The 17,240-nt window shown below is 68.0% G+C and carries 17 protein-coding genes; 10 read left to right on the top strand and 7 right to left on the bottom strand.

Annotated features, from left to right (window positions below; all coding sequences use genetic code 11):
* Positions 1–38: 38 nt before the first annotated feature.
* Positions 39–1,337, top strand: a complete 1,299-nt coding sequence (locus ACZ48X_RS10260) for a glucose-6-phosphate isomerase (protein ID WP_336350944.1) — start codon at positions 39–41, stop codon at positions 1,335–1,337.
* 65 nt (positions 1,338–1,402) lie between these two features.
* Positions 1,403–2,179, top strand: a complete 777-nt coding sequence (locus ACZ48X_RS10265) for a CPBP family intramembrane glutamic endopeptidase (RefSeq protein WP_336350945.1) — start codon at positions 1,403–1,405, stop codon at positions 2,177–2,179.
* Between the two features lie 43 nt (positions 2,180–2,222).
* On the opposite strand, the gene ACZ48X_RS10270 is transcribed toward ACZ48X_RS10265, so the two are convergent.
* Both ACZ48X_RS10270 and ACZ48X_RS10275 read right to left on the bottom strand, forming a co-directional pair.
* The gene (locus tag ACZ48X_RS10270) at positions 2,223–2,681 is read right to left on the bottom strand and encodes an NOB1 family endonuclease (protein WP_336350946.1); all 459 of its coding nucleotides are present in this window, start codon (positions 2,679–2,681) and stop codon (positions 2,223–2,225) included.
* Positions 2,682–2,686: 5 nt separating this feature from the next.
* A complete protein-coding gene (locus ACZ48X_RS10275) occupies positions 2,687–2,932 on the bottom strand; it encodes a PRC-barrel domain-containing protein (protein WP_336350947.1) in 246 nt (81 codons plus the stop codon).
* A 180-nt stretch (positions 2,933–3,112) separates the two neighbouring features.
* Between ACZ48X_RS10275 and infB the strand changes: the two genes are divergently transcribed.
* Positions 3,113–4,921 carry a translation initiation factor IF-2 gene (gene infB, locus ACZ48X_RS10280; RefSeq protein ID WP_336350948.1) on the top strand — a complete coding sequence of 603 codons (1,809 nt, stop codon included), beginning with the start codon at positions 3,113–3,115 and terminating at the stop codon, positions 4,919–4,921.
* 94 nt (positions 4,922–5,015) lie between these two features.
* Here the strand turns inward: infB and ACZ48X_RS10285 are convergent, their stop codons facing one another.
* Entirely contained in the window at positions 5,016–5,483 is a 468-nt protein-coding gene (locus ACZ48X_RS10285; protein WP_336350949.1) for a GNAT family N-acetyltransferase, read from the bottom strand.
* 123 nt (positions 5,484–5,606) lie between these two features.
* Here ACZ48X_RS10285 and ACZ48X_RS10290 point away from each other — a divergent pair, with 123 nt between their 5' ends.
* The 3 genes from ACZ48X_RS10290 to ACZ48X_RS10300 all read left to right on the top strand — a co-directional run bounded on the left by ACZ48X_RS10290 (position 5,607) and on the right by ACZ48X_RS10300 (position 8,398).
* On the top strand, positions 5,607–6,275 hold the full coding sequence (locus tag ACZ48X_RS10290) for an alpha/beta hydrolase (RefSeq protein WP_336350950.1): 669 nt from the start codon (positions 5,607–5,609) through the stop codon (positions 6,273–6,275).
* 113 nt (positions 6,276–6,388) lie between these two features.
* On the top strand, positions 6,389–7,447 hold the full coding sequence (locus tag ACZ48X_RS10295; protein WP_336350951.1) for a PAS domain-containing sensor histidine kinase: 1,059 nt from the start codon (positions 6,389–6,391) through the stop codon (positions 7,445–7,447).
* A gap of 126 nt (positions 7,448–7,573) precedes the next feature.
* The gene (locus ACZ48X_RS10300) at positions 7,574–8,398 is read left to right on the top strand and encodes a DUF502 domain-containing protein (protein ID WP_336350952.1); all 825 of its coding nucleotides are present in this window, start codon (positions 7,574–7,576) and stop codon (positions 8,396–8,398) included.
* Between the two features lie 96 nt (positions 8,399–8,494).
* Here ACZ48X_RS10300 and ACZ48X_RS10305 read toward each other — a convergent pair whose 3' ends face one another.
* The 4 genes from ACZ48X_RS10305 to ACZ48X_RS10320 form a co-directional block, all read right to left on the bottom strand.
* The gene (locus ACZ48X_RS10305) at positions 8,495–8,893 is read right to left on the bottom strand and encodes a DUF5811 family protein (RefSeq protein WP_336350953.1); all 399 of its coding nucleotides are present in this window, start codon (positions 8,891–8,893) and stop codon (positions 8,495–8,497) included.
* Between the two features lie 93 nt (positions 8,894–8,986).
* Positions 8,987–9,463 (bottom strand): pyruvoyl-dependent arginine decarboxylase, encoded by a 477-nt coding sequence (locus tag ACZ48X_RS10310; RefSeq protein WP_336350954.1) that lies wholly within the window; start codon positions 9,461–9,463, stop codon positions 8,987–8,989.
* A gap of 160 nt (positions 9,464–9,623) precedes the next feature.
* The gene (locus ACZ48X_RS10315; RefSeq protein WP_336350955.1) at positions 9,624–11,810 is read right to left on the bottom strand and encodes an elongation factor EF-2; all 2,187 of its coding nucleotides are present in this window, start codon (positions 11,808–11,810) and stop codon (positions 9,624–9,626) included.
* A 179-nt stretch (positions 11,811–11,989) separates the two neighbouring features.
* Positions 11,990–12,709, bottom strand: coding sequence for a hypothetical protein (locus ACZ48X_RS10320; protein ID WP_336350956.1), 720 nt, complete (start codon positions 12,707–12,709; stop codon positions 11,990–11,992).
* 108 nt (positions 12,710–12,817) lie between these two features.
* Between ACZ48X_RS10320 and ACZ48X_RS10325 the strand changes: the two genes are divergently transcribed.
* The 4 genes from ACZ48X_RS10325 to ACZ48X_RS10340 all read left to right on the top strand — a co-directional run bounded on the left by ACZ48X_RS10325 (position 12,818) and on the right by ACZ48X_RS10340 (position 17,035).
* The gene (locus ACZ48X_RS10325) at positions 12,818–14,008 is read left to right on the top strand and encodes a DUF7537 family lipoprotein (RefSeq protein WP_336350957.1); all 1,191 of its coding nucleotides are present in this window, start codon (positions 12,818–12,820) and stop codon (positions 14,006–14,008) included.
* A 113-nt stretch (positions 14,009–14,121) separates the two neighbouring features.
* Positions 14,122–14,874 carry a DUF5781 family protein gene (locus tag ACZ48X_RS10330; protein ID WP_336350958.1) on the top strand — a complete coding sequence of 251 codons (753 nt, stop codon included), beginning with the start codon at positions 14,122–14,124 and terminating at the stop codon, positions 14,872–14,874.
* A 490-nt stretch (positions 14,875–15,364) separates the two neighbouring features.
* Complete coding sequence (locus ACZ48X_RS10335) at positions 15,365–16,189, top strand: DUF6159 family protein (protein WP_336350959.1); 825 nt, start codon at positions 15,365–15,367, stop codon at positions 16,187–16,189.
* Between the two features lie 93 nt (positions 16,190–16,282).
* Entirely contained in the window at positions 16,283–17,035 is a 753-nt protein-coding gene (locus ACZ48X_RS10340; protein ID WP_336350960.1) for an MBL fold metallo-hydrolase, read from the top strand.
* Positions 17,036–17,240: the final 205 nt, after the last annotated feature.

Below are 17,240 nucleotides of genomic sequence, written 5' to 3' on the forward strand. Positions count from 1 at the left end.
TGGCAAAACACTTGTCGCCGCCGGGCGCGCATTCGGCCATGCACGTGGACATCGCGAACGCGCTCGCCGACACCGCGTCCCCCGGCATCTCGCGGGACGCGCTGGCGCGACTCGACGACCAGGTCGCGGCCGCACACGACCGCATCGAGCGGGGGATCGAGGGCCGCGAGCACGGGTACGCCGCGCTCGCGCTCCCCGAGGACGTCGACGTGGACGCCATCCGAGAGACGACGGCGGCGTTCGCGGACACCGAGACGCTCCTGAACGTCGGTATCGGCGGGAGCGCGCTCGGCGCGGCGACCATCACGGACGCGCTCGCCAACGAGTCGAGCGTGGACGCGTACTACCTCGACAACGTCGACCCCGAGTGGATCACCGCCTTGCTCTCCGAGGTCGACCTCGCGTCGACGACGGTGAACGTCGTGTCGCGGTCGGGGACGACGGCGGAGACGCTCGCGAACTTCCTCGTCGTCCGCGACGCGATGACGTCGACGGGCGTCGACTGGACCGATCGGACGTTCGTCACGACCGGCGAGGAGGGGCCGCTACGGCGGCTCGCGGACCGACACGGGCTCCCGAACCTCCCGCAACCCGAGGGCGTCCCGGGGCGGTTCTCGGCGCTGTCGACGGTCGGGCTCGCCGCGGCGAGCGTCTGCGGGCACGACCTGGACGCGCTCGTCGCCGGCGCGAGCGAGCAACGCGAGAAGCTCGGCCCCTCGCTGCACTCGAATCCGGGGTACGCGTACGGCGCGATAGCGTACGCGCTCGACCAGCGCGGCGCGAGCGTGAACGCGATGATGCCGTACGCCGAATCGCTGGAGACGTTCGCGGAGTGGTTCGCGCAACTCTGGGCCGAAAGTCTGGGCAAAGACGGCCTCGGGCAGACGCCCGCGCGAGCGCTCGGCGCGACCGACCAGCACTCCCAGCTCCAGCTCTACCGCGCCGGCCCGCGCGACAAGCTCGTCACGCTCGTCAGGCCCACCGAACGCGACGACCACGACATCCCCGAGAGCGACGCCGAGGAGCTCGCGTACCTCGAAGGCACCGGCCTCGGCGAACTCATGGACGCCGAGTTCGACGCGACCGAGGCGAGCCTCGCCGCCGCCGGCCGCCCGAGCGTCCGCGTGGAACTCGACCGCGTCGACGAACGCGAACTCGGCGCCCTGCTGTACGCGATGGAGGCGGCGTGCGTCCTCGCCGGGGAACTCTACGGCGTCGACACGTTCGTCCAACCCGCCGTCGAATGGGGGAAGAACGCCGCCAGAGGCCTGCTCGGCGAAGGCGACTACGACGAAGCCGACGCCGTCGCCGCCAAGGACGAACTGATAATCGAGTAGCTCGTCGCTCCGGGAGCGGTCGCGTAACGGAAGGGCCTATGTCGGCGGAGGCGCTACGAGCGAGCATGTCCGTCGAGTCGCGTGACGCGTGGTCGCCGGGTCGGTTCGTGGCTGCGGCGCTCGCGATGGCGTTCGTCGGTGCGGTCGGCATCTTCGCGATCGCGGTCTGGCAGACGGTCGTCTACGGGTTGGTGACGGACCTCGTCTGGGAGCCGCCGCTGTCGGGCGCCCGGCAACAGATACTGTCGACGGTCGCGCTCGGGTTGGCGACGACGATGACCGCCGGCATCTACCTCGCGTACACGAACCGGTCGCTGTCGTTCCTCGACGTGCGAACGCCGACGCTCCGCGAGGCCGCGTGGGCGATCGGCGGGCTCGTCGCGTTGTTCGCGCTCCTCCAAGTCATCTCGGTCGCGTTCGAGACGTTCGGCATCTCGACGAGCCAGCACTCGACGACGCAGGCAGCGGAGTCAGAACCGTCGCTCCTCCTGCCACTCGTCCCGCTGAGCCTCCTCATCATCGGCCCGGGCGAGGAACTCCTGTACCGGAACGTCGTCCAGAAGTCGCTCTACGAGCACGCGCCACGCTGGGCGGCCGTCCTGACCGGGAGCGTCATCTTCGCGCTCGTCCACATCCCCGCGTACTCCACGGGCGGCACCACCGGCGAGCTCGTCGCGACGCTCGCGGTCGTGTTCACGCTCTCGCTCGTCCTCGGCACCGTCTACGAACGCACCGAGAACCTCGTCGTGCCCGCGTTCGTGCACGGGAGCTACAACGCCATCCTGTTCGGGTTCGAGTACCTCGAGAAGACCGCGGCAGTCGTCGTCCCGGCCCTCCTCTGACAGCGAGACGACGCCGCCAGAAGCAGGCGATTGACTCCGTCCGTTAACTCGGGTTCTTGCGCGCGAGGTCGCTCCCACAGATCGGGCAGCGGTCCTTGTTCTCGTCGAACTCGCGCCCACAGCCCGCGCACTGGAACGTCCAGTCGCGTTGCTCGCTGATGCCGTCGCGCGCGATGACCTCCACGCGCACGTCCAGTCGCTCGGCGACGTTCTGCATCGCGTAATCGTCCGTGACGAGCGTCGCGTCCAGCTCGAACGTCGTCGCCACCAGGCGAACGTCGGTATCCGAGAGCTCCGCGAGGTCGCCGGTCTCGCGCGCGGCGCGCTCCACGCGCTCGACCGTCCCGGCGTCCGGGATGTGGATGCGCATCCCCGCGCCCTCCATCGCGTCGAACCGATACCCGCTCTCGTCGGTGAGCTCCTCGCGAACGAGCGGGATGGTCGCGATGTCGTCCTCGGAATGATACTCGTTGATGAACGCAGAAGAGTCCAGGACCTTCATCCGAGCTAGCGGTCGACGACGATGTAGTCCTTCACGGCCTGCACGCGCGCAACCGGCACGCGAAAACGGCCCTGTTCGTCCCGGTCGTAGTCGATGGTTCGCGTCGGCGTGTCCTCGTCGGGTTCCACGATGAGGTCGTGGAGTTCGCCGCTCTTCAGGTCCATCGTGACGTTGTACAGCGCGCCGAGCTCGGTGCCGTCAGACCCCATGACGGCCTTGTCCGAGATGTTCTCGGCCAGTATATCGGGCATACCCTCCCGTACCGAACGACGGCTAATAAACGCCACGGGGTCGTCAGCCGCGCGGCAGCCATCGCCGGTGGCGACGAGGACGCGTCGTCGAATGCGGTGATGGCGCCCGAACGCGGACGCATACGGCAATCTTAAATGCCGGCGCGAGAAGGTTCTGAGTATACCTTCTGGGTGGTCACCATGTCGGACTCATCGGACGCCGGCGACCCCGGCACAGACACGCTACGCACGCCCATCGTCGCCGTCCTCGGTCACGTCGACCACGGCAAGACGAGCTTGCTCGACAAGGTCCGCGGCTCCGCGGTCATCGAGGGCGAGGCAGGTGCGATCACCCAGCACATCGGCGCCACGGCGGTGCCGCTCGACGTCATCTCGGACATCGCAGGGAGTCTCGTCGACCCAACTGACTTCGACCTGCCCGGACTCCTGTTCATCGACACGCCCGGCCACCACTCGTTCACCACCCTCCGCAGTCGCGGTGGGGCGCTCGCTGACATCGCCATCCTCGTCGTCGACGTGAACGACGGCTTCCAACCCCAGACCATCGAGGCGCTCGACATCCTGAAGCGCACGCAGACGCCGTTCGTCGTCGCCGCGAACAAGGTCGACACGCTCCCGGGCTGGAATCCGGTCGAGGACGCCCCCATCCAGCAGTCGATGGAGACCCAGTCCGACCGCGTCCAGCAGCAACTCAACCAGGAGCTCTACGAGATCGTCGGCGAACTCAGCGACCACGGGTTCTCCGCGGACATGTACTGGCAGGTCCGGAACTTCCAGCAGAACGTCGGCGTCGTTCCCGTGAGCGCGATGACGGGCGAGGGCGTCCCGGACCTCCTGACGGTGATGATGGGGCTCGCGCAGCGGTACATGAAAGAGGAGATGCAGGTGGACGTCGGCGGGCCCGGCGTCGGCACGGTCCTCGAGGTCAAGGAGGAGAAGGGGTTCGGGACGACGGTCGACATCGTGCTCTACGACGGGACGATCCGCGCGGACGACGTCATCGTCGTCGGCGGTGAGAACAACCCGATCGTGACCGAGGTGCGGGCGCTCTTGCAGCCGCGGCCGCTCGCGGAGATCCGGACCGAGAGTCGCTTCGAGCAGGTCGACGAGGTGATGGCGGCGGCCGGTATCAAGGTCGCGGCGCCGGACCTGGACGAGGCGATGTCGGGCGCTCCCATCAGGGTCGTTCGCGACCGTCCCGTCGAGGAGGTCGAACGCGAGGTCCGGAGCGAACTCGCCGAGATCGCGGTCGAGACCGCCGAGGAGGGCGTGGTCGTGAAGGCCGACACCCTCGGGAGCCTGGAGGCGATGGCGAACGCGCTCGAGGAGGCCGAGATCCCCATCGTGCGCGCCGAAGTAGGTGCGGTCGCGCCCCGTGACGTCTCCGTCGCCTCCACTGCGGACGAGGACACGCACAAGACCATCCTCGCGTTCAACGTTGACGTGCTCGACGACGCGCGCCGGCGCATCGAGGAGAGCGACGTGAAGGTGTTCGAGAGCGACGTCATCTACCAGCTCGTCGAGGAGTACGACGAGTACGTCGAGGAGATAGAGCGCGAACAACAGGAGACGGTCTTGGACAACATCACGCGGCCCGCGCGCTTCCAGCTCCTCATGGACCACACGTTCCGGCAGAACGACCCCGCGGTCGTCGGCACGGAGATCCTCTCCGGGACGGTCAAGAACAACATGAACGTCGTGAAGTTCGAGGGGAACGAGCCGACGCGCGTCGGCCAACTCAAGGGCATCCAGGAGAACGGCGAGGACGTCGACGAGGCCCGCGCCGGCAGCCGCGTCAGCCTCGCCATCGACGGCCCGACCGTCGGCCGCCAGATCGAGGAAGGCGACGAACTCTGGATCGAGATCCCCGAGAAGCACGCGAAGATTTTGGAGCAGGAGTTGAAGGAGGAGATCCCGATGGACGAACGGGAAGCCCTCAACCAGTACCTCGAGAAGCAGCGCAATCGGGACCCCTTCTGGGGGAAGTAACTGGTCGCACCAGCATACGGCCGCCGCCAGGCGGCCGTTTCAGTGCTGTCACCACGCCGTCAGGCGGCCGTTTCGGGGTTGTGCGGGGGTGGTGTCAGTCGAGTGGTTTGGCGTACGTGACTTGTTTGGGTTCGTAGTCGCGGTTCTCGTAGAAGTCGCGGGCGGGTTGGTTCTGCCATTCGGCGCTGACCTTGAGGAAGTCGCAGGCTTCGCGTTCGGCGAGGGTTTCGGCGTGGTCGACGAGGGCGGTGCCGTGGCCGTCGCCGCGGTGCGAGTCTTTGACGTAGAGGTCGACGATCTTGAGGTAGGTGTCGCGTGTTCGGGAGGGGTGTTCGCCGAACTCGAGGTGGGCGAACGCGACGGGGTCGTCGTCGACCTCGCGGAGGAGGGTGCGGTGGTCGTCGCTGTCGAGGAGGCGTTCGAAGCCGCCGACGGCGTGCTCGGCGGCGTCGTCGTGGAGTTCGTTCAGGTCGCTGTACTGTTCCATCTGTTTCGCGAGCGGGTACCAGAACTCGGTGGCGAGGAGTTCGGCGTCGTCGAGGGTGGCGTCGCGGATGCGCATACCTGGAAGAGCCGGCGGTGGGCACGTAAGCGTTCGCGCGGCGTGTGAGGCGCTTGCATCGTCGCGCGCCGAGTCGTCAGTGCGACGAGGGTTTTTCCCGTCGACGCGCTACCGTTCGAGTCCATGCCGATGGAGCAACTCGACTTCGAGGTCGACGGGGAGACGTACGAGGGACGGTTCGTGACGCCGCCTGCGGGGGACGCGAACACGTGCGTGGTCGTGGTCCCGGGTGCGGGCCACGGCCCGTTCGGTGACATCTTCGACATCGCGACGTACGAGCTCGCGAACGCGGGCGTCGCGTCGTTCCGCTACGAATCCTGGACGAGCGGCGACGAGCTCGACGCGAAGACGCTCGCGGAACTGCAGCGCGAACTGGCGGCCGCGGTCGACCACGCCCTCGACCGCGGGTACGACCACGTGTCGCTGCTCGTGAAGAGCTTCGGGGGCCGCATCGCGTTCACGGCCCTCCCCGAGGACGTCGAGCGCGTGCTCGGGTGGGCGCCGGCGGTCGTGTTCGCCGACGAGTCCGCGCTCGACGAGCAGCGCGACGTCCCGCTCGGTGACCTCGCGGACGGCCTCGACATCGCGCCCGCGGACGTCGCCGACGTCGACGTCCCGGTGACGCTCCTGTACGGCGACGAGGACCACTTCTATCCCGAGCACGCCGACGCGCTCGCTGACGTACTCCCCGACGCCGAATTGCGCGTCCTCCCCGGCGAGAATCACTCGTTCAACGTCGGACGACGGGTCGTCGTCGCGGAGACCGTCGCGGCGCTCGCCGCCGGCCGCTGACGGCGGCCGGGCTGCGAGCCGTGGCCGCGAGCCGGGGTAGCGCGAACGCGTCCGGGGTGGAATCGCCGAAGTAGTATTGTAGTAGCAACGCATACATACAGATAGTGATATTTATGGGTGAGCGACAGGGACGGGCGGTCGAAGCGACCCCACGCGACCGCGCGGTCGACGCCGCCGGCGTCGCATGGTGGGAGTACGACGTCGACACCGGCGCGTTCGCGTTCGACGACCGGAAGGCGACGCTCGGAGGGTACGAAGCCGCGGACTTCGAGACCGTCGAGGACTTCGCGGCGCTCGTGCACCCGGACGACTACGACGCGGTCGCCGCCGCGTTCGAGGCCGTCGTCGACGGCGACAGCGACACGTACGACGTCCAGTATCGACTCCGGACCGTCGACGGGAGCTACCGATGGCTCCGGGACGCCGGCAGTCGAAGCGAAACGAACCCCGCGCTCGTCAGCGGCATCACGCTCCCCGCCGCCGCCAACCGCGAACGCCAGCGCGTCCTCGTGGACCAGAACGAAGCCCTCGCACTCGTCAACCGCATCGTCCGCCACGACATCCGGAACGACCTGAACGTCCTCGAAGGCTGGCTCGAACTCATCGCCGAAGACCCGTCGCTCGCCACCCCGGACCGACTCGCGGAACTCCTGACCGTCGTCGACGAATCCACCACGCTCACCGAGAGCATCCGCGACGTCGTCACGATGATCGAAGCGGACGACGACGACGTCGAGACCGAACCCGTCCCCGCCCGCAGCGTCGTCCTCGAAGAGGTCGAGCGCGCTCGCGCCGCGTACCCCGACGCGACCGTCGACGTCGGCGACCTCCCCGAGACGAACGTCGTCGCGAACGCCCTCCTCACGTCGGTGTTCCGGAACCTCATCGCGAACGCCATCGAGCACGCCGACCACGACGACGTCACCGTCACCGTCGACGGCGCGGTCGACGGCGACGACGTCACGTTCACGGTCACCGACGACGGCCCCGGCATCCCCGACGACCGCAAAGCCGTGCTGTTCGACGCCACCGCGAGCACCGTCGACCGACTCGACCACGGCCTCGGCCTCTACCTCGTCCACGCACTCGTCAGCGCGTACGACGGCACAGTCACCGTCGCCGACAACCACCCGACTGGTACCGCCGTCACCGTCACCCTCCGCGCCGCCTGACGCGACCACCGCTCGCCCGACCGCTCCTCCCCCGACCACTCCTCGTCCGATCACCGCGTTGCGGATGCGGGACGCCCATCGCGCGTAGCCCCCTCCCTTAGGTGCCTCCCCACCGACCGTGGCCGTATGTCAGGTAGTGACAGAATCCCTGGGTCCGGGGTCGAGACCGCGCGGGAAGCCAGCCAGTCCGCGTACCAGCACGCGCTCGACGTCCTCACCACTGGCGTCGTCACGCTCCTCCCCATCGTCGTCACCGTCTACGTCCTCGACGCCGCGTTCGGCATCATCTTCAGCGTCCTCGAACCGGTCCTGAAGGTCCTCGCGCACTTCGGACTGCTCTCGGTCGTCCAACAGAACGTCGTCGTCGCGTTCCTCGTCGAGGTCGGCATCTACGAGAGCGCAGCGGACTTCGTCGGCGCCATCACCGCGTTCCTCATCCTCGTCGCCGTCGTCGTCGCCGTCGGTACCGTCGCCCGGAACCGCTACGGCGAACGCCTCGTCGACCTCTTCGACTTCCTGTTCGCGTCCATCCCTGGCATCGGGAGCGTCTACCGCGCGTTCCGCCGCATGGGCGACGCGATGATCGAGAGCGAAGCCGAGAACTTCCGCTCCGTGAAACTCGTCCAGTACCCGACCGACGGCAGCTACATGATCGCGTTCGAGACCGCGACCACGCCCGCGAACGTCCGCGGCGCGACCGAGAACGCCGCCATGCGGACGCTGTTCGTCCCGCTCGCCCCGAACCCCGTCATGGGCGGGTTCCTCGCACACTTCCCCGAGGAGGAGGTGCTCGACGTCGACATGAGCGTCGAGGAAGGCATCCAGGGACTCGTCACGAGCGGGATGGCGATGGACGCCGACGGCTTCTCGCCCGCCGAACTCCGCGAGTTCGGCCTCGACGACGACACCGTCACCGCACTCGAGGAGGACCACCCCGACGTCGACGCCTGACCCGCCGCGACGCCGACGCTTGACCCCGCCGCGGCGCCGAGCGCAGTCGCTTACCGTCGAAGTGAACGGGAGACACGAATGGGAAGACCCGAGCGTCTAGCGCGCGGTCGGCGTCACCGACCCCTGCAGGGCCTGCTTCACCTGGAACGCCGCGCTCGCCGCGAGGCCGCGTGCGACCTCCGCCTGCTCGTCCGCGTCGATGAACGGCTCGTCGAGATTCAGGTCCTCGACCTCCGGCGTGAACCCCGCACTCACGGGGTCCCCGACCGGCGGCTGGACCGCGATCCGCGCCTGCGGTCCCGCAACACCCTGATGGACGTCACCGTCGACGATGTACTCCTTCGGGAGGAACTCGCGCGTCCGCGCCGCGATCGCCGACACGTCGCGGCGGAGCGCGCTCTTCTCCGCCCTCGACAGCTCCGGCACGTCCTCCGCGTTTCGCTTCCCGGCCTGCGTGATCCCCGGCAGTCCAGCGTACGGCGTGTTTCCATTCATCGCAGAGCTACCACTTCTACGCGCCAGCCGAGTGAAAAAGGTTCGGTCGAGGTAGTACCGACCCAACGCAGGTGCCGCGGCTCACCCAGCGACTCAGACGAGCGCGTCCGCGGTCCCGTACACCGCGAGCACGACCGCCGTCGTGTGCGTCCCCGGTTCGACCTGCGCGGACTGCACGCGCACTCGCGGGTCGTCGAACGTCCACGCCGACCGCAACTCCTGGCCGGCCGCGAGCCCCTGCCGGACGCGCTCCTCCACGTCCGCCGCGTCCGTCGGCCCCGCCGCCTCGTAGAACAACCCACCGTCGGGCGACTGCGCCCACGCCAACCCCGCCGAGACGTGCCCCGGGTCCGTCGCCGTCGCCCGCGCCTCCACGACCGTCAACCGCCCGCCGACCTCACCGAGGTCCCCCGCCGTCCCGACCGCCTCCACGTCCGCGTCCGGCGGCAGCATCGACGACACCGTCACGAGATTGTAGTTGTGGACGCCCGCGTCCGCGAGCGCCGCGTCGTAACTCGCCATCGCCGTCGGGCCCGTCCCCGAACCCCAGACGACGCGAATCGCTTCCATACCCGTACTCGCGCCGGCACCACGTTGTGGGTTCCGATTCACGCCGACCGCGAAGACACCCGCGACGAGCACGCGGAACCACCCCCGCGCCCGCGAGCGCCGTCGCTACCCGACGCGAAGAACGAAGAGAGAAACCGGACCGCCAGCGGACAGCGACCGCTTAGATGTAGTCGACCTGCTCGTACAGCTCGAGCTTCATTCCCTTGCGCTCGCGGATCTCCATGATCTGCTCGCGCTGGAGGTTGTCAGCCATGAACTGGAACCCGGAGTTCTCCGTGTTCCACGACGCACGACCCTCGGTCGCGGAGCGGATGTCGCTGGAGAACCCGATCATCTCCTCGACGGGCGCCTCGCCCTCGACGACCATGAGGTCGCCCTCCTGGTACATGTCGTCGACGCGGCCACGACGACCCTGGATCTCGCCGGACGCCGCACCCATGTGCTCGTTCGGCACGTCGATACGGACGTCCTGCATCGGCTCCTTGAGGCGGACCTTGCCCTTGACGAGCGCGTTGTGGACCGCGTTCCGGACTGCCGGAATGACCTGCGCGGGACCACGGTGGATGGTGTCCTCGTGGAGACGCGCGTCGTGCAGTCGGATGAGTGCACCCTCGACGGGCTCCGCGGCGAGCGGGCCGTCGTCGAGCGCCTCCTGCATCCCTTCGACGACGAGTTCCATCGTCTCGTTGAGGTGCTGGATACCCTTCGTCTCGTCGACGAGGATGTTCGTCCGATGGATGGTCTCGACGTCCTGGCTCGTGTCCTTGTCCATGCCGGCCTCCTGGAGTGCCTCGCGGCGCTCCAGTTCGGGCATGTCCATCGAGATGTTCCCGTGCTTGATGCTCTCGACGATGTCCTCGCTGAGCGGCTCGATCTCGAGGTAGAAGCGGTTGTGGCGGTTCGGGGAGATGCCCTCGACCTCGCCACTGTTCTGCTGGATGGCCTCGCGGAACACGACGATCGGCTCACCGGTGTTCACGGGGATGCCCTGGTTGCGCTCGATACGCTGGGTCTGGACCTCGAGGTGGAGTTCGCCCTGCCCGCTGATGAGGTGCTCGCCCGTGTCCTCGTTGATCTCGATCTGGATCGTCGGGTCCTCCTTGGACACCTGACGGAGCGTCTCGATGAGCTTCGGCAGGTCGTCCATGTTCTTCGCCTCGATGGACTTCGTGATGACGGGCTCGCTGATGTGGTCGATGGACTCGAACGGCGTCATCTCGACGCTGGAGACCGTCGACCCCGCGATCGCGTCCTTGAGGCCGGTGACGGCGGCGATGTTCCCCGCGGGAACGTGCTCCACTTCCTCGCGCTCGCCACCCATGTAGATACCGACGGACTGCACGCGGTTCTTCCCGGCGGTCCCGGAGACGTACAGCTCCTGGCCCTTCTCGAGCGTCCCCGAGAAGACGCGGCCCGCCGCGATCTCGCCGGCGTGCGGGTCGATACCGATGTCGGTGACCATCAGGACGACCTCGCCGTCCTCGTCGACCATCCGCATCGTCTCCGCGAGTTCGCTCTCGTCGTCACCGCGCCAGATGCGCGGGATACGCATCGGCTGCGCCTTGACGGGGTTCGGGAAGTGCTCGCAGACCATGTCGAGCACGACGTTCGACAGCGGCGTCTTCTCGTGGAGCTCCTGGCGCTTGTCCGCGCGCTCCATCTCCATGATGTCGCCGAAGTCCATGCCGGTGCGCTGCATCGACGGCATCGAGACGCCCCACTTGTAGAGCGCGGACCCGAAGCCGACGGTGCCCTCTTCGACGCTGACCGTCCAGTCGTCGACGTCGTCCATGTCCTCGGTCATCCCGGCGATGAGGTCGTTGACGTCGCTGATGACCGAGAGCAGGCGCTTCTGCATCTCCTCGGGGCCCTCCTGGAGCTCGGAGATGAGGCGGTCGACCTTGTTGATGAACAGCGCCGGCTTCACGCCCTCGCGGAGCGCCTGCCGGAGCACCGTCTCCGTCTGGGGCATCGCGCCCTCGACGGCGTCGACGACGACGAGCGCGCCGTCGACGGCGCGCATCGCTCGCGTCACGTCGCCACCGAAGTCGACGTGGCCGGGCGTGTCGATGAGGTTGATGAGGTGGTTGGTGTCCTCGTACTCGTGGGTCATCGAGACGTTCGCCGCGTCGATGGTGATCCCACGCTCCTGCTCGTCCTCCTCGGTGTCCATCGCGAGCTGCTGGCCCGCGGTGTCGTCCGAGATCATCCCGGCACCAGCGAGGAGGTTGTCGGTGAGTGTCGTCTTGCCGTGGTCGACGTGCGCGGCGATGGCGATGTTCCGGATGTTCTCCGGTTTGTCCATCAGCCGTTCGCACTGTTCGACGATCTTCTTACGTCGGCCCATTGGTGTTGGATACCGTCACGCCGTGTAAAAGTATGCTGTTTTCGATTCGCGCCGAGTCCCCGAAACCGTGGTTTTCGCGGGTCTGAGAACCCCTCAGTGCGTCAATGGTACGCACGGTTCCGGTCGTCGCGGCGGGAGTCACCGAGGTCGGCAGCGCGTCGCGGCGGGAGCGACCGAGGTCAGTCGAGCGCTGCGACGACGAGGTTCCGCATCGCTCGCGGGCCGTTCTCGACGACCGCTCGCGGGAATCGCTTGCGGGAACCGGCGAGTGCGTCCGCGAGCGCGGCGGTCGCGTCGTCGAAGACGCCGTCGCCGTGACCGACGAGGACGCGGTCGGGCTCGAAGTCGGCGAGTGCGTCGCGTGGTGGGGCGAGTCGCGCGTAGAAGATGACGCCGAGGCGTTCGTCGCCGGCGACGAACGGGCTGGCGGTCCCGAGCGATTCGGGGACGTAGAACGTGCGGTCGCGTTCGCGCCAACAGACGGTCTCGGTCCACGCGCCCATCGGCGAGACGCGACGCAGGGAGACGTCGGTCCCCGGGAGCTGGTCGTCGACGCGCTGGACGTCGACGCCGGCCGGTGGATGCAGGTGGTCGAGTGCGCGGTCGACGCCCGCGGGAACGGTGACGGGGACGTCGTGGCGGGCGGCGACGGCGGCGGCGTCGCGCGCGTGCCAGCCGGCGCAGACCGCGACGCCAGCGACGCGGGGGTCGTCGTCCGCACCGGCGCTGCGGGCAGCAAGGACGTCGTCGAGCCCGGGGGCGTCGAGCGGGTCGAGCAGCCAGAGGCCGTCGTCGGTTCGGAGCGCGTGACTGGTGCGCGCGAGCGCCTCGTCGCCGGCAGCCTGCCAGCCGAAGCCACCGTCGAACGCGTCGACGACGGCGAGCGAATCCACGGGCATGCGTCGACGTGGCGACCGCCGAACCCATAACGACACCGGGACCCGGTCGCAACTCACCGCTCGAAACGGCGAGAAGCGTTATGTCGACGCTGACGGTAGGACCTCGCAATGGATGGGGAAGACACGACGCGTCGACGCGTCCTCGTCGCCGGGGGACTCTCGAGCGTGTTCGGGCTCTCGGGCTGTCTGCGGCTGAGTCAGGCGGAACCGACCGGGACGGCCACGAGCGGCGACAGCGCCGCGACGAGCGCGGACGAGTCGACGACCGAACGAGCCACGACCGCGGAACCGACCGAGACCGACGCCGAGACGACCGACGGCGACGACGACGCGGCGACGTACCCGCCGGGCGTCAGCGAGGACGGCGTGACCGAAGCGCTCGTGCTCGAACATCGACAGCGGACGAGTGGCCGGCCGCGGACCGTCGAGACCGAGTACATGGGGTTCAACCGGTTGACGACGAAGATCGGCGACGACGTCAGGATGCGCGTCGAGAGCTCGCGCGGCCCGGAGACGTACGTCGAGGACCGCCAGCTCTTCCAGCGCCAGACCGTCGCCGGCCAGGCGATCTACGCGTACAGCCCGGAACTCCGGTTCGAGTTCCGGCCGTCGGTGCTCGCCGGCACGGACCTCCTCGAAGCCCTGATCAGGGCGGGGAACTTCGCGCCGGTCGGCCGGCAGACGCGCGACGGTACGACGCTGTTCATCCTCGAGGCGGACGAGATCGAGAACGCGACCGTGCTCGAGGAGTCGCGGATCGTCAGCCGGTACTTCCGCCGGTCGGAGTTCCCGCTGGAGTCGTTCTCCGGGTCCGCGCTCGTCACCGAATCGGGCGTCATCCGGGAGATGGAGGCGTTCCTCCAGGGGGACGGGGACGGTGGCGAGTTCGTCGTGAACACGAGCGACGTCGGGGCGACGTCCGTGACGACGCCGACGTGGAAGGACACGGCGAGACGGAAGGCGGCGACGTTCGAGGTGTCGATGGCGTCGGATTCGTCGTTCATCGAACTCGTCCAGACCGGCGGGCAGACGATCGGCGCGGACGCGGACGTCCGCTTCCAGATAGATGCGTACGATCAGATGGATTACTTCAACGGGCGCTTCGAGGGGTCGTCGAGCGAGGGGGCGACGTTCTATCTGTACAAGACCGACGAGACGACCGAGTTCGGGAGTCCGAAGCTCGGCGTGTCGAAGGGGTCGCGGCCGTCGAGTTCGCCGGCGGGAACGTGGTCGTCGGATTCGGGCGTGAACGTGCGCGCGGAGGGGCTCCCGCTCGTCGAGACGCGCGACGTCTCCTGACGGGCGTCGCGTTCCCGTCGAGCGCGAGTCCGCGCGGGTCGCATCCGGGTTCGACCGGTGGGATGCCGGGGCCGCAACCCTCATACCCGACCGAGCCATTGTGAGACTGTAACATGGACGTTCGTGTCCAGGGTCGTGCGCCACCCGCTCCGTTCCTCGGCGCGCAGGACCGCTTCGAGACCGAGTACGACGTCTCCCTCCCCGTGCACGTGCACGTCCGGAGCGACCCGGACGAACGCACGTGGACCGGGCACTACGACGACAAGCACGTCCTCAACATCTCCCAGCAGGCCGCGACGTCCGCGATGGCGCGCGAGCTCGCGCTCCACGAGTACGCGCATATGACGCGCTACGAGGAGGAACACCCCTCGCACCTCCAGAGCACCGACGAAGCCCTCTTCCTCGGGCTCGCCGGGAACAGCGTCGAACGCCGCAAGGTCGCGCACTGCTACCAGATCGCGAACCACATGAAGGACATCTACGCCGACGACATCACGTGCAGTCTCGGCGACAGCGACAAGCTCGTCTCGTTCTTCGAGGCGAGCCTCGCCGCCGCCGTTTCCGACCACGGCACCCCACCCAGGGCCGGACTCACCCCGGTCACGGCCGACGCCGACCCGGAGATAACCGCCGTGAACGCCGCGTTCGCGCTCGCGCTCTGCGAGCGCCACGACCTCGTCACCGACGACCACCGGCTCTACGACCTCGCGCACGCCGCCGGCGAGGACGCCCCCGGCGTCAGCGTCGACTCCTTCAAACGCCACTTCCTCGACCTCGGCGACGACCCCACCGAGAGCGAGTACCGCAAAGCCCTCGTCGACGTCACCCGCGAGTACGCACTCGGTGGTCAACAGGCAGCGGACTGACGGACTCCGCAAGCATCCGGCGGCCCCCAGGCCGCCGGTTCCAGTTCTTTACGGATTCATCGAGCGTCCGGCGGCCCCCAGGCCGCCGGTTCCAGTTCTTTACGGATTCATCGAGCGTCCGGCGCTAACGACGCCGACGAATTCTAGAAAGAGTCGGGTGATAGTTCGGCGAACGCTCTTTTCCGGTGGTGTCGAAGGAGTGGATGGGTCGTGGGTTCCCTGGACGATGGAACTCTCGGAAACGACCCACTCGACGGTGAGGTACTCGCTTCGGCGTGGACCGCGACGCGCGCCGGCGGCCATCCCCTTCCGCCGTCGGTGACTCCCCCCGGCCGACGCGGTCGCGGCCACTCCCCCGCTGGCATCAGGTCGGAGCGTGCGCGGCGACGCGACGGGCGCGGCGCTCGTTCGCTACGAAACCCCGTGACGACGGCGGCCCCCTTCCCCCTCGACCGTACTGATTTATCCGTGGACGCGGCGTGTAATACTCATGGGATTCTTCAACCGGTTGAAGACCGGCTGGGCGCTCACGAAGGACAGCATCCGCGTGTTACGCGGCGACCCCGAACTCGCCGTGTTCCCGCTCGTCGGCTCGATCGCCGGGCTGCTGTACGTCGCACTCCTCCTCGTTCCCGGGTTCTTCCTGGCGAGTAGCGACATTGGCGTCCTCCAGTACGCCCTCCTGTTCGTCCTCTACTTCGGGTCGACGTTCATCGCGTCGTTCACGACCGCCGCCCTCATGCACGAGACCCGGAAGGCGTTCCGCGGCGAAGAACCGTCGTTCAAGAGCGGCATCAGCGCCGCCTGGGAACACAAACGCACGCTCCTCGCGTGGAGCGCCATCTCCGCGACCGTCGGCGTCATCATCCAGCTCATCGACAGCCAGGACAACTTCCTCGCGGAGGTCCTCGCGAGCATCATCAGCGTCGGCTGGAGCATCCTCACGTACTTCGTCATCCCCGTCATCACGTTCGAGGACGTCGGCGTCCGCGGCGCCATCGCACGCAGCGGCGAGACGTTCAAGAACACGTGGGGCGAGACCGCCGGCGCGACGTTCGGCGTCGGCATCGTCACCATCCTCTTCATGCTCCCCGTCGCCATCGTCGCCGCCGGCATCGTCGTCCTCGGCGGCCTCAGCGGCGGCGCACTCGGCTTCGGCGGCGCCCTCCTCGTCGCCGCCTCCCTCATCTTCGTCGCGTACATCTTCACCGCGACGCTCGGCTCCATCGCACGCCTCGCGCTCTACGTGTACGCCACCGACGGCGAACGCCCCAGCGCGTTCGAAGACGTCGACCTCGGGACCGTTCCCGAGTAACTGACACCCGCAGAGGGCGCAACCGCCGCCAAACTCCGGCCGGGAGCGACCTTCGGCGAACAGCTATCTCGAAGCCCGTCGAACTTCTCGTACATGTCCCCCGCAGCGACCACCGACACTACCGAAGCCGACGACCGCGAGGTCGCGCCCGGCGTCTACCGGTTCGGGACCGCGCGCATCAACTGGTACGTCGTCGAGGACGACGACGCCCTCACCGTCGTCGACGCAGGACTCCCCGCACACTACCCCCAACTCGCACCGTGGCTCGACCGCCACGGGTATACCCTCGACGACGTGGACGCGCTCGTCCTCACCCACGGCGACGCGGACCACGCCGGGTTCGCCAGGCACCTCGTGGACCGCGGCAGCTCCGCGTACTGTCACCCCGACGACCACCACCACCTCCGCGACCTCCCGCACGGCCCGCCCGCGTGGTTCCTCCGGAACCTCTGGCGCCCCGGCTTCCTCCGGTACGTCGTCGAGATGGTCCGCGACGGCATCCGCGACGTCGACCCCGTTACCGACGTCGAACCCATGAACGACAGCGACGTCCTGGACGTGCCCGGCAGCCCACGCGTGATTCACGTCCCCGGCCACACCCCGGGCTCGTGCGCACTCCACCTCGAGGACCGAGACGTCCTCATCGCCGGCGACGCGATCGTCACCAGAGACATCTACCGGAACCGCGAAGGCGACCCACAGCTCATGGGACCCGCCGACGAAGACACCGCGCTCGCCCGCCGCTCGCTCGACGAACTCGCCGGACTCGGAGACGTCACGCTCCTCCCCGGCCACGGCAACCCCTGGCGCGGCGACGTCGACACCGCACTCGACATCGCTAGTTGACCACACACATCGCCTCATTACTGTCAACGCGCGTGACGCTAGAGCACCGTTGGGCGAAAGAACGAATTTGTTACAGGGTTTAGTTCGATTGCGACCGAATCCTGTAGTGTAACTTCGCAACTAACCAGCCGAGCAGACCTGCAATGAAGACACCGATAACGAGGTTTTGCGTGCTCTCGAAAGGACGCAAATGGAACGCCCAGAG

The sequence above is a fragment of the Halorubellus litoreus genome (assembly GCF_055378595.1).

What these genes read in the sequence shown, in the direction of transcription:
- ACZ48X_RS10260 (WP_336350944.1), top strand. Translation starts at nt 39, where the DNA reads ATGCACGTGGACATCGCGAACGCGCTCGCCGACACCGCGTCCCCCGGC.
- ACZ48X_RS10265 (WP_336350945.1), top strand. Translation starts at nt 1,403, where the DNA reads ATGTCCGTCGAGTCGCGTGACGCGTGGTCGCCGGGTCGGTTCGTGGCT.
- ACZ48X_RS10270 (WP_336350946.1), bottom strand. Translation starts at nt 2,681, where the DNA reads ATGAAGGTCCTGGACTCTTCTGCGTTCATCAACGAGTATCATTCCGAG.
- ACZ48X_RS10275 (WP_336350947.1), bottom strand. Translation starts at nt 2,932, where the DNA reads ATGCCCGATATACTGGCCGAGAACATCTCGGACAAGGCCGTCATGGGG.
- infB (WP_336350948.1), top strand. Translation starts at nt 3,113, where the DNA reads ATGTCGGACTCATCGGACGCCGGCGACCCCGGCACAGACACGCTACGC.
- ACZ48X_RS10285 (WP_336350949.1), bottom strand. Translation starts at nt 5,483, where the DNA reads ATGCGCATCCGCGACGCCACCCTCGACGACGCCGAACTCCTCGCCACC.
- ACZ48X_RS10290 (WP_336350950.1), top strand. Translation starts at nt 5,607, where the DNA reads ATGCCGATGGAGCAACTCGACTTCGAGGTCGACGGGGAGACGTACGAG.
- ACZ48X_RS10295 (WP_336350951.1), top strand. Translation starts at nt 6,389, where the DNA reads ATGGGTGAGCGACAGGGACGGGCGGTCGAAGCGACCCCACGCGACCGC.
- ACZ48X_RS10300 (WP_336350952.1), top strand. Translation starts at nt 7,574, where the DNA reads ATGTCAGGTAGTGACAGAATCCCTGGGTCCGGGGTCGAGACCGCGCGG.
- ACZ48X_RS10305 (WP_336350953.1), bottom strand. Translation starts at nt 8,893, where the DNA reads ATGAATGGAAACACGCCGTACGCTGGACTGCCGGGGATCACGCAGGCC.
- ACZ48X_RS10310 (WP_336350954.1), bottom strand. Translation starts at nt 9,463, where the DNA reads ATGGAAGCGATTCGCGTCGTCTGGGGTTCGGGGACGGGCCCGACGGCG.
- ACZ48X_RS10315 (WP_336350955.1), bottom strand. Translation starts at nt 11,810, where the DNA reads ATGGGCCGACGTAAGAAGATCGTCGAACAGTGCGAACGGCTGATGGAC.
- ACZ48X_RS10320 (WP_336350956.1), bottom strand. Translation starts at nt 12,709, where the DNA reads ATGCCCGTGGATTCGCTCGCCGTCGTCGACGCGTTCGACGGTGGCTTC.
- ACZ48X_RS10325 (WP_336350957.1), top strand. Translation starts at nt 12,818, where the DNA reads ATGGATGGGGAAGACACGACGCGTCGACGCGTCCTCGTCGCCGGGGGA.
- ACZ48X_RS10330 (WP_336350958.1), top strand. Translation starts at nt 14,122, where the DNA reads ATGGACGTTCGTGTCCAGGGTCGTGCGCCACCCGCTCCGTTCCTCGGC.
- ACZ48X_RS10335 (WP_336350959.1), top strand. Translation starts at nt 15,365, where the DNA reads ATGGGATTCTTCAACCGGTTGAAGACCGGCTGGGCGCTCACGAAGGAC.
- ACZ48X_RS10340 (WP_336350960.1), top strand. Translation starts at nt 16,283, where the DNA reads ATGTCCCCCGCAGCGACCACCGACACTACCGAAGCCGACGACCGCGAG.